General features: G+C 36.5%; 20 protein-coding genes. 5 read left to right on the forward strand and 15 right to left on the reverse strand.

From position 1 onward, the window contains the following. Positions 1–55: 55 nt before the first annotated feature. Positions 56–328 (reverse strand): hypothetical protein, encoded by a 273-nt coding sequence (locus RUH74_RS11585; RefSeq protein ID WP_313800468.1) that lies wholly within the window; start codon positions 326–328, stop codon positions 56–58. A 105-nt stretch (positions 329–433) separates the two neighbouring features. On the opposite strand from RUH74_RS11585, the gene RUH74_RS11590 reads away from it, so the two are divergent. Then, the gene (locus RUH74_RS11590; RefSeq protein ID WP_313800469.1) at positions 434–676 is read left to right on the forward strand and encodes a DNA alkylation repair protein; all 243 of its coding nucleotides are present in this window, start codon (positions 434–436) and stop codon (positions 674–676) included. 11 nt (positions 677–687) lie between these two features. Here the strand turns inward: RUH74_RS11590 and RUH74_RS11595 are convergent, their stop codons facing one another. From RUH74_RS11595 to deoD, 6 genes are all read right to left on the reverse strand, one after another. Beyond that, positions 688–1,545 (reverse strand): hypothetical protein, encoded by an 858-nt coding sequence (locus RUH74_RS11595; protein WP_313800470.1) that lies wholly within the window; start codon positions 1,543–1,545, stop codon positions 688–690. 267 nt (positions 1,546–1,812) lie between these two features. Further along, positions 1,813–2,730: a CobW family GTP-binding protein gene (locus tag RUH74_RS11600; RefSeq protein ID WP_313800471.1), complete on the reverse strand. Its 918-nt coding sequence runs from the start codon at positions 2,728–2,730 to the stop codon at positions 1,813–1,815. Continuing rightward, the gene (locus RUH74_RS11605) at positions 2,730–3,128 is read right to left on the reverse strand and encodes a hypothetical protein (protein WP_313800472.1); all 399 of its coding nucleotides are present in this window, start codon (positions 3,126–3,128) and stop codon (positions 2,730–2,732) included. The genes RUH74_RS11600 and RUH74_RS11605 overlap by 1 nt, the downstream gene beginning before the upstream one ends. A gap of 96 nt (positions 3,129–3,224) precedes the next feature. After that, positions 3,225–4,634, reverse strand: coding sequence for a lmo1851 family serine protease (locus tag RUH74_RS11610; protein ID WP_483863904.1), 1,410 nt, complete (start codon positions 4,632–4,634; stop codon positions 3,225–3,227). 166 nt (positions 4,635–4,800) lie between these two features. Then, positions 4,801–5,649 (reverse strand): M15 family metallopeptidase, encoded by an 849-nt coding sequence (locus tag RUH74_RS11615; RefSeq protein WP_313800474.1) that lies wholly within the window; start codon positions 5,647–5,649, stop codon positions 4,801–4,803. A 172-nt stretch (positions 5,650–5,821) separates the two neighbouring features. Next, complete coding sequence (gene deoD, locus RUH74_RS11620; protein ID WP_313800475.1) at positions 5,822–6,529, reverse strand: purine-nucleoside phosphorylase; 708 nt, start codon at positions 6,527–6,529, stop codon at positions 5,822–5,824. A 188-nt stretch (positions 6,530–6,717) separates the two neighbouring features. On the opposite strand from deoD, the gene RUH74_RS11625 reads away from it, so the two are divergent. Both RUH74_RS11625 and RUH74_RS11630 read left to right on the forward strand, forming a co-directional pair. Beyond that, positions 6,718–6,846 carry a hypothetical protein gene (locus RUH74_RS11625; protein WP_313800476.1) on the forward strand — a complete coding sequence of 43 codons (129 nt, stop codon included), beginning with the start codon at positions 6,718–6,720 and terminating at the stop codon, positions 6,844–6,846. A gap of 9 nt (positions 6,847–6,855) precedes the next feature. Further along, on the forward strand, positions 6,856–7,008 hold the full coding sequence (locus RUH74_RS11630; protein WP_313800573.1) for a hypothetical protein: 153 nt from the start codon (positions 6,856–6,858) through the stop codon (positions 7,006–7,008). 19 nt (positions 7,009–7,027) lie between these two features. On the opposite strand, the gene RUH74_RS11635 is transcribed toward RUH74_RS11630, so the two are convergent. After that, positions 7,028–7,336 carry a YodL domain-containing protein gene (locus RUH74_RS11635; protein ID WP_313800477.1) on the reverse strand — a complete coding sequence of 103 codons (309 nt, stop codon included), beginning with the start codon at positions 7,334–7,336 and terminating at the stop codon, positions 7,028–7,030. Positions 7,337–7,695: 359 nt separating this feature from the next. On the opposite strand from RUH74_RS11635, the gene RUH74_RS11640 reads away from it, so the two are divergent. After that, positions 7,696–8,541: a glycerophosphodiester phosphodiesterase gene (locus RUH74_RS11640; RefSeq protein WP_313800478.1), complete on the forward strand. Its 846-nt coding sequence runs from the start codon at positions 7,696–7,698 to the stop codon at positions 8,539–8,541. Positions 8,542–8,567: 26 nt separating this feature from the next. Here the strand turns inward: RUH74_RS11640 and RUH74_RS11645 are convergent, their stop codons facing one another. Together RUH74_RS11645 and RUH74_RS11650 are read right to left on the reverse strand one after the other, a co-directional pair. Continuing rightward, entirely contained in the window at positions 8,568–9,338 is a 771-nt protein-coding gene (locus RUH74_RS11645; RefSeq protein ID WP_313800479.1) for a sporulation protein, read from the reverse strand. A gap of 132 nt (positions 9,339–9,470) precedes the next feature. Further along, positions 9,471–9,644, reverse strand: coding sequence for a YozD family protein (locus RUH74_RS11650; RefSeq protein ID WP_082631785.1), 174 nt, complete (start codon positions 9,642–9,644; stop codon positions 9,471–9,473). A 173-nt stretch (positions 9,645–9,817) separates the two neighbouring features. Here RUH74_RS11650 and RUH74_RS11655 point away from each other — a divergent pair, with 173 nt between their 5' ends. Further along, positions 9,818–9,988 carry a hypothetical protein gene (locus RUH74_RS11655; RefSeq protein WP_313800480.1) on the forward strand — a complete coding sequence of 57 codons (171 nt, stop codon included), beginning with the start codon at positions 9,818–9,820 and terminating at the stop codon, positions 9,986–9,988. Here RUH74_RS11655 and RUH74_RS11660 read toward each other — a convergent pair. The 5 genes from RUH74_RS11660 to kamA all read right to left on the reverse strand — a co-directional run bounded on the left by RUH74_RS11660 (position 9,985) and on the right by kamA (position 13,306). Beyond that, a complete protein-coding gene (locus RUH74_RS11660) occupies positions 9,985–10,683 on the reverse strand; it encodes a hypothetical protein (RefSeq protein ID WP_313800481.1) in 699 nt (232 codons plus the stop codon). The two genes, RUH74_RS11655 and RUH74_RS11660, sit on opposite strands and share 4 nt — an antisense overlap. 185 nt (positions 10,684–10,868) lie before the next feature. Then, positions 10,869–11,090: a YozE family protein gene (locus RUH74_RS11665; protein ID WP_313800482.1), complete on the reverse strand. Its 222-nt coding sequence runs from the start codon at positions 11,088–11,090 to the stop codon at positions 10,869–10,871. Between the two features lie 149 nt (positions 11,091–11,239). Further along, positions 11,240–11,431: a hypothetical protein gene (locus RUH74_RS11670; protein WP_313800483.1), complete on the reverse strand. Its 192-nt coding sequence runs from the start codon at positions 11,429–11,431 to the stop codon at positions 11,240–11,242. A 152-nt stretch (positions 11,432–11,583) separates the two neighbouring features. Continuing rightward, positions 11,584–11,868 (reverse strand): YokU family protein, encoded by a 285-nt coding sequence (locus tag RUH74_RS11675; protein WP_313800484.1) that lies wholly within the window; start codon positions 11,866–11,868, stop codon positions 11,584–11,586. A 13-nt stretch (positions 11,869–11,881) separates the two neighbouring features. Further along, positions 11,882–13,306, reverse strand: a complete 1,425-nt coding sequence (gene kamA, locus RUH74_RS11680; protein WP_313800485.1) for a lysine 2,3-aminomutase — start codon at positions 13,304–13,306, stop codon at positions 11,882–11,884. Between the last annotated feature and the right edge of the window lie 208 nt (positions 13,307–13,514).

Raw genomic sequence — 13,514 nt, forward strand, 5'->3', positions numbered from 1 at the left:
TCTTCATCTTACACATAGTTTGTGATAAAAATGTGAAATGGGTTTGTGGATATTGTTATTTTAATTGCTCCATCATTTCAAGATGGACGTGAATGAGTGATTGTTTATCACTCTCAGCTAAATGGGATTCCATCACTCTTTTTACAGCAAAATAAAATTTCTCATGTACGGATCTTCTCACTCTTGGATGAGAATTTTCATCCTTTAATTCTCTTGTTATCGCAGTTTTAAGAATTTGTTCGGCTCCTTCATCCGCAGAAAGCAAACGATTATTCCATAATGTGCGATATTCTATTAATAATTGATTGAAATTTATTTCCTTAGTCAATTTGGTCTCCTCCTAATCATTCATTAGCATCTCTCCCATTTTTACATAAATAAAAACAATTGTGCAAAAAATAGGTGTGAAAAATGTGAAAGGAGAATATTTCCCATGAGTTCACCATACTGCTGTCCCAATTGTAAAACAAATAAAAGCCGATTTAACATTATTAAACAAGTTTCGCAATCAGTTAAAATGGATCCCCAGTCTGGTGTTATCCTAGAGGAATACAACAGTGAAAGTTTAAGCCCCTTCCATATGGCCTACAGAGGTCCGGAATATCGAGTTCAATGCGGGGCATGCGGATTAGTAGAAGATGAAAGGACCTTTATCAAATTCGGAGAAAAAAATTAAAGCTTGAGAGATCATCCTCTCAAGCTTTTCTTACTTTTGTTTAAAGTTTTTAACTTGTTTTCCTCGAAAAATTTATGGCTGTCAATTTTCCAAGCACCAAAAGGAGAAAATCTCACTAAATATACCTTGCCTTTGAATGACCTTTTGCCGGAATTTTTTACAACCATATCAATCTCCACTGGAATTTCTAGACTCATTTCTTCTGTAAGATCTTCTTTAGGCATAACGAGCATGCGCGATAAATTTATATTTTCTATTTGTTTCAGATGTTTTTTCCATGAAAGCTTCTGCAGAGAAGCTGAAGAAACTATTTCAATATCCTGCTGTTTCAATCCAGCAATGTATGCACGAACAACTTCATACGGTTCAGCATGGTTCATATATTCTTGGAGCTTTCCAGCAGATTTCAAGATCATTAATTTATGTGATAGATCCATGAAATTTGTCCGATGGGTTGTACTCCCATAAAAATGTATACAAAAATGCCCTGGAAAATCATTCTCTAGCGCACCTGCCCCATGCGGCATTCCGTGCATGGAGGCAGCTATCCACTGATTCCCGTTAATAACAATAATTGCTCTTCGCTTCCAGCTCCATTTTCCATTATATACTTTCTTCATAATTTTTGTATCTTTCGAGGTTAATGGCTGAACATCTGCATGATTACTTCCTGCACGTCTTTGTACTTGAAATTTCTCTCCGGTCTCTACATCCATAACAGTAAACTTACTGTATTTCGGCAAAGTTTTATTTACCTTTTCCCATGGAAGCATTTCAATTTGGATACTCACATTTTGGTTACCTGCAAGTATAGCTGAACTATTTAAAAGTATAGCAACAAATAATATTACCGCAAAACGTAGCTTCATTATTCCCACTCAATTTCATTTATTATTTTCGAAATTCCCCTCTATTCAAAAAGTTTTCCATATGATAGGTGTTTGTATTCATAAGAAATGCGAAAGTGTCTTGATCATCGCCGAACAAACTGGAGGGCCATCGCAATCGTATTACGAATCTTCCCCCCTCGGGGTCATAAATGTACTGTTCTGTGGCAAAAGGCGCTGGAGCTAGACAACCTCATAAAAAAACGTGCTCATCTTAAATGATCACGTTTTTCTTAATGGCGGTTGCGCTTATTTTTTCTCTAGTGCATGGAGTTCTTCACTTACTTGCTTCCAGTCAATATTTTCCCCGATAAAAACCATGTTAAGCGGCATATTCATATTTTCTTTCATATATAGAGGTGTGCCGTATGAATATTGAAAAAGACTAGGAAAATGGGAAGAATGGAATTTCACATATCCTTTAATTCGGTATATGGTGTCTGGCAGTTTTCTTAAAAAAGATTCAAATGCCATTTGGTCAATTGCTTGTTTAAACTGATATACAAAAGTACCTAATTTTAAGTCCGTACTTACATGTGTGCGGGCATGAGCTATTTTAATACTTGTAGATAATTTTCTTACATGCTCGATCGGTACTTTCGCATATGTCGTTAAAATAGAAAATGCATGAGAATTTAGGGATTGGATTTCTATCGTTAACTGCGATTGCTCGCCATCCGTTAATTCATCCGTTTTATTTAGTAAAATCAAATCGGCATGCCGTACTTGTTCAATGAGAAGCTGCTGCACTTGAGGACTAAGTGAATATCGCTCTAGCCAGCGTTTTCCATCAACGATAGATATAATCCCTTTAACTTCAATCCGATCGGCAAAAAGCGGGGACAAAACTGCATCCAAAATCTCGACTGGGTGAGCCGCACCTGTTGCTTCGATATATATTGCATCTGGTTTATCTATTATCAGCAGCCCTTGCATTTGCGATTCAAGTTTATCTTGAATCGTGCAACAAATACAGCCATCAAGCAATTCTTTGAGTGGAATATCTTCTTCAACAGCATCTGAATCAATCGACACTTTTCCAAGCTCATTCATCAAAACTGCAACTTTTCGATTTTTTGCTTTTTCGTCAGTTAAGAGCTGTTTCAATAAAGTTGTTTTCCCGCTCCCCAAAAAACCCGATAAAATATATATTTCTGTTTTTTTCATTAGGAATCCCTTTCTTTCATATGATCTTCATGCATTTCAGTAATAATTTTTTTTAATTTTTTTTCAAGAAATACTAAATTTTCGTTCATTAACAATCCAATCGTATGAAACATCTCTCTCTTGCATTTCCAAACAGGAATGTAGGCATTAGGAAAGTACACATCTTCCTTTTCAACACCAACCTCAAGATACGACTCATAGTTATCATTAAAGATATCTTCCCTCTTTGCTGGTCTCCCTTTCACCTTGCGAATCAGTTCAATGACAATATCTTCTTTTAAATCATAAAAATCTTCCTTATAAGCTGTTTGCAGCTTTTGACCTAAACGTTCACAATCCAGTTCAATATCCATAATTTCCTGTCTTATTTGTTCATTAAGATGTGAAATTTGTTTCAAAGTAACACCTCTTTCGGATGATGATTGTTAGACTTTTATATACATGCATAAAGAAAGCACTCACCAAAAATTAGGAGAGTGCTTTCTTTATAAAGACTATGAATCCATTTCCTGCTTCAGAATTTCTGCTGCTTTTTTGATTTGTGTATCGTCTTTATCAAGCTTTTCTCGTAACTTCTCCATGAGCACGAGGGTTGATTGACCTGTTAGCACTCCATCTGCCTTAAGCTTTTCTGCTGTCTGGAACTTTTCAACAGCCGATTTTGTTTGCTCATCGAAGAAACCATCTTCCCTTCCTGGGGTATAGCCGAGAGCAATAAGCATCTGCTGTGCAGCCTTCACTTCTTTCGAAGACATTGAAAGCTTTAATTCCAAATCTGGATTAATGAAAGGCAATGTCGCATATTCAGGCAAAGCTACTTCATAATCAGGTGTAATCCCTTTTTTATGAATCCAATTCCCTTTCGGAGTTAACCATTTTTCTGTTGTAAACTTCATGTTAGAACCGTCAGAAAAGTCTTGTGCTCTTTGTACCGTTCCTTTTCCGAAAGACTTTTCCCCTACAAGAGGGATATTCGCCGCTTCCTTCACTGCCCCTGCAAGAATTTCTGATGCACTTGCACTCCCTTTATCAATAACGACTACAAGCGGAATCTTCGGATTTTTTGAACCTGTTGATTTATATTCCTGACGATTCCCATTACGATCTTCTACTTGAAAAATAACTTCTCCTTCTGGGACAAACAAACTTGAAATTTCAACAGCTCGTTCAAGTAACCCCCCTGGATTTTGCCTTAAGTCAAGTATAAGGCCCTTCATCCCTTGATCTTGCAATTCATTTAATTTCGATAGTAGCTCTTTCGTTGTATTATCTGAAAAAGAGGTAATTTGAACTTTGGCAATTCCATCGTCAAGCATCTCTCCATACACGGTTTCAATAGGAATCGTATCGCGGACAATTGGAACGATTATTGCCTCATCTACTCCCGGACGTAAAATCGAAAGCTCCACCTTTGTTCCTTTTTCCCCTCTAATTAATAAAACAGCTTCAGACGAACTCATGCCTTGTAGGCTTTTTCCGTCTACAGATATCACCTTATCATTTGGCTTTAATCCTGCTTTTTCAGCCGGAGAACCTTTTATAGGTGAAACAATAACAATCGAGCCATCCTTTTCTTGAATCTCGGCACCAATTCCTTCAAATGAAGAGGAAATGCTTTGATGAAAGTTTTTTGCTTCATCTACACTCATATAATCTGAATATGGATCTTCTAGAGCATCAACCATCCCGTTAATTGCCCCATTAATTAACTTATCCTCATCCACTTCCTGAAAATAGGAGGTTTTTAGTGAATCAAAAGCAGCATATAGCTTTTGAAACTCATTTCGCTCTCCTCCACCGCCAGTCAGTGTCTTATGGCCGCCAATCAAAAATGCAACCGTTGTAATCCCCACAGAAATAATTACAACGAAAAAAAGCATAATGATAAATTGAAACTTCTTCATTCGGATAAAGCCGGCTGGCTTATCTGATTGATCCTGATTGAAATCCTCCGTTTGCAAAACCTTCACCACTTTCGTATTCCATAAAAATTCCTAAAATCCTTATTGAATAGAATACCATTTTTTTTATAGAAATAACAAAGTTAAGCAATCAATTAAAGCTGATCACTTATATTTTCTTTACTGTTCCAAAATATTCCTCTAAAGTCCAGCCCTTCTTAAAAATTATTGCCGCTGCCTCTTTTCCTACATATCTGAAATGCCAGGGTTCATATTTATAGCCAGTTATTCCTTCTTTGCCTTTTGGATAGCGCAGGATGAAGCCGTAAAGATGGGCATTGGCTGCAATCCATTTTCCTTCAGCTGTCTCTCCGAATTCCTCGGATAGTTCAAACTTAGCGCTTTGACTTGATAAATCCATTGTCAAACCTGTTTGATGCTCACTTGTACCTGGAATGGCAACTGCTTTAGCAGCCTTTTCTTCCCCGTATTTATTTACCTCAGCATTATATACTTGAGTTTGCCTGTCATAGGACCGGTACCCGGAGACGGCAAATAAATGAATCCCTTGTTTTTTCGCTGCATCAAACATCGTTTCAAGTGCTTTAGCAGCATCTTTTCGCATATAGGCTTTTTCAATATCCTGATCTCCAAAGGAGAACAATACATTTGGACGCACTAAGTCTTCTGGTGCATAACCGTCAGGAAGACTAAATTCCTTATTTACTAAAACCATATAATTTGTCGGATTTTGAATGACATTTTTTCCATTAACAACTTTCACTTCATTAAAAAAAGCCGCTTCAAGTGTTGGTACATCATCCTCTGGCTGACTTTGTTCCTCTGTTTGTTTTTTCTCTACTATATCCTTTTCTGCTTCTTTATCAATTGCACCCTCAGTATTTTCAGATTCATTGTTTTTTTTCAAAAACGGTACTTTTTCAAAAAAAGAATCCAATTGACTGCAGCCAGTAAGCAGCAAGCTCAAAATTATTGTTAACACGACTATTTTTTTCATTTTTTCCACCTATTCCCTATAAAACTAGTAAGCATTATTTATTTTAACATGAAAAAATAACATTTTCAGAGTTAAATAATATCCCAAAAATGGAACATGCTATATAGGTATGACTACCTGATTTTTTAAAATAATAAAACTGGCTCAATGTTGAACCAGTTCGCTTAACCAATTATCCTTCTTTAATTGCTGCTTCAAGCGCAACTTCGATCATTTCGTTGAAAGTCGTTTGCCTTTCTTCAGCTGTTGTTTCTTCACCTGTTAAGATATGGTCACTGACTGTAAGAACAGATAGTGCTTTTCTATTGAACTTTGCAGCCAGTGTATAAAGGGCGGCTGTTTCCATTTCGATCGCTAAAATTTGGTATTTTGCCCATTTTTCTAATTCAGCATTGTCATTATAAAACATATCAGCAGTAAATACATTTCCGACTTTCAAGTTTAAGCCTTTTTTCGTACCTGCATCGTATGCATTCTTTAATAGCTCAAAATTTGCTGTCGGAGCGAAATCGACACCGCCAAAAGTAAGACGATTCATTTGTGAATCAGTAGAAGCTGTCATAGCAAGAATAACATCTCGAACTTTCACATCTTTTTGAATAGCACCACAAGTACCTACTCGAATTAAATTTTTCACATTATAGCTATTCATTAGTTCATTAATATAAATTGAAATCGAAGGGACGCCCATTCCTGTCCCTTGTACAGAGATTTTCTTTCCTTTATATGTACCTGTATACCCAAACATATTGCGAACTTCATTATAGCAAATTGCATTTTCTAAAAATGTTTCGGCAATAAATTTTGCACGAAGCGGATCTCCTGGTAAGAGGACCGTTTCGGCAATCTCGTTTTCCTTCGCTCCAATATGAACACTCATTATGTAACCCCCATTATAAGACTTTATCGCAGATTAACGGGCTATAAGACCCCACTCATTGAAGTTTACTTTATCTGCCTTTTTCCACTATACCATATATAACACTGATCTTTAAACGTTAAAATTCAAGCATTATTTTATTGGTTACGGGTAAGCTATCAATAGCTTTTCCAAAGGAGGTAGCTTTCATGCCACAGGAACAAATGAGTAAGAAATTAAAACAAGCTGTTCAACACGCAAATGAGACAAACCCAACATCAAGAGCAAATACAGAACCTCATACGTCAAAAACAGTGAAAACAAAAAGCAAGAAATAAAGGAGCATCATGATGGGAAAAAAACATCGCAACCGAATCAATTCACCAAAGAAAAATAACCATATACCAAAAGAAGCAATCATCGCTGAGCAAGAGGCACACGGGAAAGAGTTTTCTGCAAGCGGAGGAAGAAAGGGAAACCCCGGTTCCAATACAGACTAAGGAGAGCATTATGCTCTCCTTATCTGATTAGTATACGATTGATTATTCTCCATCCCCCAGGCTGTAATTGATAATAGAACTGTCCTTTACGCCCTTCATCAATAAATAAAATATCACCAGTAGTAATAAAACGGCCTCTAAAATCCTTAGGAATACGATCTGGAACATTAAATGCCGCAAACACAGAATATAAGCATTCCTCATGATCTACCCCTTTGATAGAAAGCCTGTACACTTGTCTGTATCCCTTATTTTGCCGAAATTCAGGCGTTTGAAAAATGGTCACATCAAATAGCTTCGGCTTCGCCCTGGTAAGCTCTTTTAGCAACTTGTTTCCCCCCTACATCCCTTCATTCAAAAAAGCAAAACAACTATCTTTTCATATACATCGTTTTCTCTTTTAAGCCTGTCGTTTCCTTCAAAGAAAAAATACGAGTTTTGTCGATTATGGATATTTTTTCATGGAAACGCTTTCACAATTAGTTTTCTCTCATATACTATTGTAAGCGGAGGCGACGGTTCAGCCCAACAAGTTTAAGACGAGCGGGATGGGAAGAGGGTACGTTAACTCCTAGCCTAATTAGTCTGATGACCCCGAGGGCAACAAAAACTTGATCTCCTGTCGGCTTTTCGATAGCCAAAGCTAGGCAGAGTAATAAACTAACTTCTTATGGGGGGATGTAATTTGTGGTTTCTTCAGCAACCAAAAGACCTTTCTTCTTATCGCTTCTTATTGGTTTAATCATTTCCACACTCTCTTATATTCTTCAGCCTCTTCAACCCTTCCAATCCATTGCTCATCGGGGGGCATCGTTCTATGCTCCAGAAAATACAATGGCTGCTTTTCAAAAGGCTGTTGATCTTGACTTTGATTTTATTGAGTTTGATGTTCGGTTAAGCAAAGATGGACAACTAGTTGTGATCCATGATGCCGATGTTCAAAGGACTACGAATGGAGTTGGTTATATCGGAGATTTAACCGTTCAGGAAATTAAAATGCTTGATGCAGGATCCTGGTTTTCCCCTGAATTTAGTCAGGAAAGAATTCCATTACTTGAGGAGGTTTTGAAGCAATTTGGCGGAAAAATAGGACTGCTTATCGAAATGAAATCTTCGGAAAATCAGCCCCAATTGACACAACGATTATCAGATACTTTGATGGAATATATCGATAACGGCTTAAAACCCTCAACTTTAAAAGTTCAATCCTTTAATGTTAAAGAAATGAAAAGATTTCATGAATTATCTCCAACTATTTCCTCAGGACTCCTATTTGAAAAACCGCTAAATATCTTTCACTTTGCAGACTATCGAAAGTTTGCAGCATTCCTGTCCGTCAATCATCACCTTCTCTCTAATTCTATTATTCATGAGGCAAAGCGGTATGGTTTTGATATTTATTCGTGGACAATAAAAAAACAGTACCAATTTCAAATGATGCAGCGTTTCGGTGTAAATGGCATCATCTCAGACGAAGAATGTAAAAAACCGCTGAAATTTACGACTACGTCTACAGGAACGTTAAAAAAATAAGCCCGATTCAGGCTTATTTTTTATTCTTATGAATAACTTTGGATGATTGATTGAATTTTTTGCTGCATATGTGGCATATCTCCCTGGTTCACTGTAAAACGAATATTTGATTCGTCCATATTTAATGCCTCTGAAAATAAACTGCTTAAACCTCGCACTTTTCGGTCTATTTGCATCAAAATTTCAATCTCATAGGCTGAAACAGGGAAAAAAGTAATTTCCAATTCATCTAACCGTCCACGGAATGGACCGGACGATGGAACGAATTCGAATTCTTGTATGAACGGAAGTCTGCTACGTAAACGATGAGGGGCTTGTTCACACTCAGCTTCTCTTAATCTAAAGCCTAGCCCATTTATTGCTTGAAGCACTGAATCCATTATTTGATTAGGTACGACTCGAAGGTAATCTTTATCTGTTGGATCCACTGCATTTTTTATATCTAATCCTGTTGCAATCCATACCTTTGTTCTCCCAATTGATAAAGGAATGTCTGGTGGAAGAATGAATGAAAAGGGAATGACCTTTCTCTCGTTTGCCATCAGGATAAACGATTCTGTTAAACGAAATCGATCAATTTGAGCAGGAACTGTATACTTTTTATCATCTGATTCCTTTGTATACGTCGTATTTAAAGTTAAATAAATATCATCAATTCTTTGTTCTACATTTCCCCCCTGAATCTCAACGACTCCACGAATTTCTCCGCCAGGTATAACCGTATCACTTTCAAGCTTTGTATCTACCTTTGCTGAACCGATCCCAACACTCGCTAGCATCTTATTGAAAAATGACATTTTCGTATTCCTCCTAGTGATCACTTTTTTCCTCATATGAATTATACGAGAGTTTTAGATTAAAGGTTTCATCATTTATTTTTTCCTTTTGCCAAACAAAAAATGACGAGATCCCCCCGCCATTTCCTTCATTTATTCCTCTTCAATTTCTTCATCAATAATACATTTTTGTAATAAGTAGTCAAATGTAATATCAGCAAGTTCTTCTATTTCTCCTTCAGCAGGCACATACCCTCGTTTAGTCAGCTCATGAAAGAAAAATTCTGCTATTTCTTCCGTATCAATAAATACCTCAATTTCCCTCACAGCATCGCCCCCTTTGTAGAGAATGTATGATATCCTTTCCATTTTCATGCAAATCAACTTATGAAAATGGATAACTTTACTTTATTACACCAATTATTATGCTTTTCTGGCATTTTATAGAAGGTCAAGCATACATATGAACTAAGAAAATTTTCGGATAATGGAGGAAGAAAATGACTACAATTTCTAGAGCTCTAACAGAAGTAAAGGAAGATTTGAATAAAGAGGAGAGTAAGATTCTTATGGTGTTTAATAGGTTTTTAAATGGCTTATTTAAAGTATCGTTAGGAATTGGCTTACCTTTACTAGTTTATTTAATTATGCAGTTAAGCAGCCTACGCTAAACCGTACTTTTCCCATCATTACTAACTATTAGCTTCAGTTTTCTAACGATTACACGCATAATATGCAAATAGTCATCATCCTGAAACATTTCATATAAAATACGGTAATCATTATAAATATCTAGCAATCCATCAATTAAAATTCTCTTTTCTTTTATATTTGCCAGCAATTCCCTTTCGGCTTTACGAAAAGTGTTTCCGCGCGGATCTTTTATTTCAGGAAGTTTTTCCTTTTTATTCATTAGATATAGAAGACCTAACTTTTTTATAAATACATCTGCACTTTCCGCATCAGCAACAAGTGTTAATTCATCTTCCCCTGCTTCTAGCCATTCCCCATCACTAATTCTAGAAAGCTCATAAATAATATCTTCCCATGCATCCTCTTTGTAACGCCAAATTTCCGTTCGAAACCCCATTATTTTGAATAAATCAGAACCATATCCTTTTACCTGAACTAAATCACCGAAAAAATATTTATATTCTATATCAATATGTTCCTTTTCCAGTACTTCCCCTTCATAATCAGATAATAATTGAAGACTGGATTCCATATAGAGACCTTCACTTTTATTCACTTCGTAAACATACATTCCATCAAGCCACTTTACATCCGTGATTTTCCCTACTGTGCCATACATAGTGATCACGACTGTATCACCGATATTGAATTTTGATTTTTTTCGATCACTCATTTCCTCCATCCTCTCAAGTATTCAGTCGTGAGTAACTCTTGCTTTAGTATATGCATGATGCTGATAAATCGCTCCGGTAAAGGGAAAGATTGGGAGAATTGATCAAAATATAAAGTCATCCCGATAAGGCATAATAGCAAAAAACACTCCATTCGTGAAATGGAGTGTCTTGAGATCGTTTGTCCTTAAACTTCACTATTCAAATATAAGTCCCACGCCTCATCAAATATGGTCATGTTCTCAATATAAGAGCCATTCAATTCCAAATACAAGCTTAACTCATGGTAATCAGACGAAGTCTTTGGAAAACTATGATCATTATATGCATGATTGGCAAATTTACTGATAGAGTCTTTAGGATTGGGATGCCGATATTTCATTAAATAATGGTAGAAGGTTTTTGCCATATATATCACCAGCCTCAATTAAAGTACGGGTATCTGCCCTAGTTTAATCATATTCTATCGATTACTATATACGAAAAGGTACCGCTTCGTCTATATGAAAAAGCAACCCAGCTTTGGATTGCTTTTCTTATAAATCTACTATTTAATTTCTATTGCCAACGGTCAGCTTTTGCTAATTCCGTTATTGCCCAAATAATATTAAACATTAATATTGAAACTGTGATAGGAACAGCGATTAGCCAATTTTTCCCCAGTTTTTCCTTTATAATACCTGTGAAATAGCCGCAAAAAAACAGTACAAACATCGCAGCTGCAAGCATAATCATTAAAATTATTTCCATTTCCTTATCCTCCAAATTCATATTTCGAGCGAAAAAAACTTCCAGTGTTTTCCCCCGAATGGATTAGGCTCTACAATTAATAATTATATAGAGTGAAGGATTGGATTTTTCAGGAAATGTTGAATAAATTGTGAAATATGTCCTTGACTTGCTTAAGATGTAAAATCAAAATAATTTTTTTTTAGCAGTCTAGGCTGGGACATTAAGTTTGTAAAGCTTGTTTCCGAACCAATTTCCTTCGTATTAATTAAAAACAATTGATCTTCAATTTCCTTAACTAATAGATCTGATTGATAAATCATTTGACAATCATGGCAAATGGTCGATGGGACATCACTAATTTTGATTGCTCTTGTGCCATCGGGAAGCTCCCAATAAACATTATCCAAGCCTTTAGTAATATTTTGACTTTCACACCATGCACATTGATCATTCATGTTCATTGCCTCCCTACTCAGTTGTAACTGCTTTTTCTTCTTGATTGTGTTTTTTTTCCTTTTGCTGCTGTGCCATAAATTTCTTTTCTTTTAGTTCATCGCGTTTTTCACGTTTATTTTTCAGTGAGTCATGTGTTGGATCATGTTCATATTGTTCCCTTCTATTAAGCCGTGCCAAATCTTCAGGAACAAGATTAAATTTCTCATCATTCATTAAGGCGGAAATCCCAATATTTGACTTTTTCTCATCCATGTCAGGGTACACTTCCTTGAAATATCCTTCCGCTCTCCCCGGAACATAGTTTTCCGGTTCCGGATAGGTAGTGATAACCCCTTCAAAATTTCGCAAAACTACTTTATCTGAACTTTGGGAAATTAAATAGTTGGGTTGCAGCGAGATTTTCCCACCTCCCCCAGGAGCGTCTACCACAAAGGTCGGAACCGCATATCCTGAGGTATGTCCACGGAGACCTTCAATTATCTCCAATCCTTTTGAGACCGGTGCTCGGAAATGACCAATCCCTTCAGATAGATCACATTGATAAATATAGTACGGACGGACTCTAATTTTTACTAGATCATGCATAAGCCTTTTCATAATAGGAACGCTGTCATTAATGCCTGCGAGGATTACTGACTGGTTCCCAACTGGGACACCTGCGTTTGCTAGCATTTCACAAGCCTTTTTCGACTCCTCGGTAATTTCAATAGATGTATTAAAATGTGTATTTAACCAAATTGGATGATACTTTTTTAGTATGCTGCAGAGATTTTCCGTAATTCTTTGCGGGAATACTACTGGTGCTCTCGTTCCAATGCGAATAATTTCTACATGATCAATTTCTCTTAGATTTTTTAGAATATATTCCAATATATTATCATTGATTAAAAGGCCATCTCCGCCAGAAATGAGTACGTCCCTGACTTGGGGAGTATTTTTTATATAGTCAATGGCTGCATCCAGCTGCTTCTTTGGAACCCCCATCCCAATTTGACCTGAAAATCTCCTTCTCGTACAATAACGGCAATACATGGAACATTGGTTTGTGACTAGGAACAATACTCGGTCCGGATATCGATGCGTAAGTCCAGGCACAGGCGAATCTTCGTCTTCATGAAGCGGATCCTCTAAATCGTATTTGGTCTTATATATTTCTTTTGAAATGGGCACTGACTGCATTCTGATTGGACATCGCGGATCATCAGGATTCATAAGTGAAGCATAATAAGGAGTAATATTTAAAGGAATCGTTTTCGTGGATATTCGAACACCTTCCTCTTCTTCCGGTGTTAGATTAATCACTTTCTTTAAATCATTGACTGTGCGTATGGTGTTTGTCAGCTGCCAGAGCCAATCATTCCACTGTTCTTCAGTAACATCTTTCCAAAGTTCAATATCCTGCCAATGGCGGCTAGGCTTGTATAAGAATGATCTCATCTCAATTCCTCCTAAAATTTCTCTTTTTATCTACTATGCAATTTCCGTGCCAACATTCTGAATTTTCATTATAGAATATACCTCAGCCTCGCTGTTTGACTATTATAAATATTTTCTTGCTTTAATTATTTTAAAAAAACTCTAAGAAAAATAAGCAAAGTGCGCCAATTTTCCGGCACTCTTTGCTTATTTTTAGTTCCTGCTATTC

Source organism: Cytobacillus sp. (genome assembly GCF_032154635.1).
Classification (GTDB): domain Bacteria; phylum Bacillota; class Bacilli; order Bacillales; family Cytobacillaceae; genus Cytobacillus.

What these genes read in the sequence shown, in the direction of transcription:
- RUH74_RS11590 (WP_313800469.1), top strand. Translation starts at nt 434, where the DNA reads ATGAGTTCACCATACTGCTGTCCCAATTGTAAAACAAATAAAAGCCGA.
- RUH74_RS11595 (WP_313800470.1), bottom strand. Translation starts at nt 1,545, where the DNA reads ATGAAGCTACGTTTTGCGGTAATATTATTTGTTGCTATACTTTTAAAT.
- RUH74_RS11600 (WP_313800471.1), bottom strand. Translation starts at nt 2,730, where the DNA reads ATGAAAAAAACAGAAATATATATTTTATCGGGTTTTTTGGGGAGCGGG.
- RUH74_RS11610 (WP_483863904.1), bottom strand. Translation starts at nt 4,634, where the DNA reads ATGAAGAAGTTTCAATTTATCATTATGCTTTTTTTCGTTGTAATTATT.
- RUH74_RS11615 (WP_313800474.1), bottom strand. Translation starts at nt 5,649, where the DNA reads ATGAAAAAAATAGTCGTGTTAACAATAATTTTGAGCTTGCTGCTTACT.
- deoD (WP_313800475.1), bottom strand. Translation starts at nt 6,529, where the DNA reads ATGAGTGTTCATATTGGAGCGAAGGAAAACGAGATTGCCGAAACGGTC.
- RUH74_RS11625 (WP_313800476.1), top strand. Translation starts at nt 6,718, where the DNA reads ATGCCACAGGAACAAATGAGTAAGAAATTAAAACAAGCTGTTCAACAC.
- RUH74_RS11630 (WP_313800573.1), top strand. Translation starts at nt 6,856, where the DNA reads ATGATGGGAAAAAAACATCGCAACCGAATCAATTCACCAAAGAAAAAT.
- RUH74_RS11645 (WP_313800479.1), bottom strand. Translation starts at nt 9,338, where the DNA reads ATGTCATTTTTCAATAAGATGCTAGCGAGTGTTGGGATCGGTTCAGCA.
- RUH74_RS11655 (WP_313800480.1), top strand. Translation starts at nt 9,818, where the DNA reads ATGACTACAATTTCTAGAGCTCTAACAGAAGTAAAGGAAGATTTGAAT.
- RUH74_RS11660 (WP_313800481.1), bottom strand. Translation starts at nt 10,683, where the DNA reads ATGAGTGATCGAAAAAAATCAAAATTCAATATCGGTGATACAGTCGTG.
- RUH74_RS11665 (WP_313800482.1), bottom strand. Translation starts at nt 11,090, where the DNA reads ATGGCAAAAACCTTCTACCATTATTTAATGAAATATCGGCATCCCAAT.
- RUH74_RS11670 (WP_313800483.1), bottom strand. Translation starts at nt 11,431, where the DNA reads ATGGAAATAATTTTAATGATTATGCTTGCAGCTGCGATGTTTGTACTG.
- RUH74_RS11675 (WP_313800484.1), bottom strand. Translation starts at nt 11,868, where the DNA reads ATGAATGATCAATGTGCATGGTGTGAAAGTCAAAATATTACTAAAGGC.
- kamA (WP_313800485.1), bottom strand. Translation starts at nt 13,306, where the DNA reads ATGAGATCATTCTTATACAAGCCTAGCCGCCATTGGCAGGATATTGAA.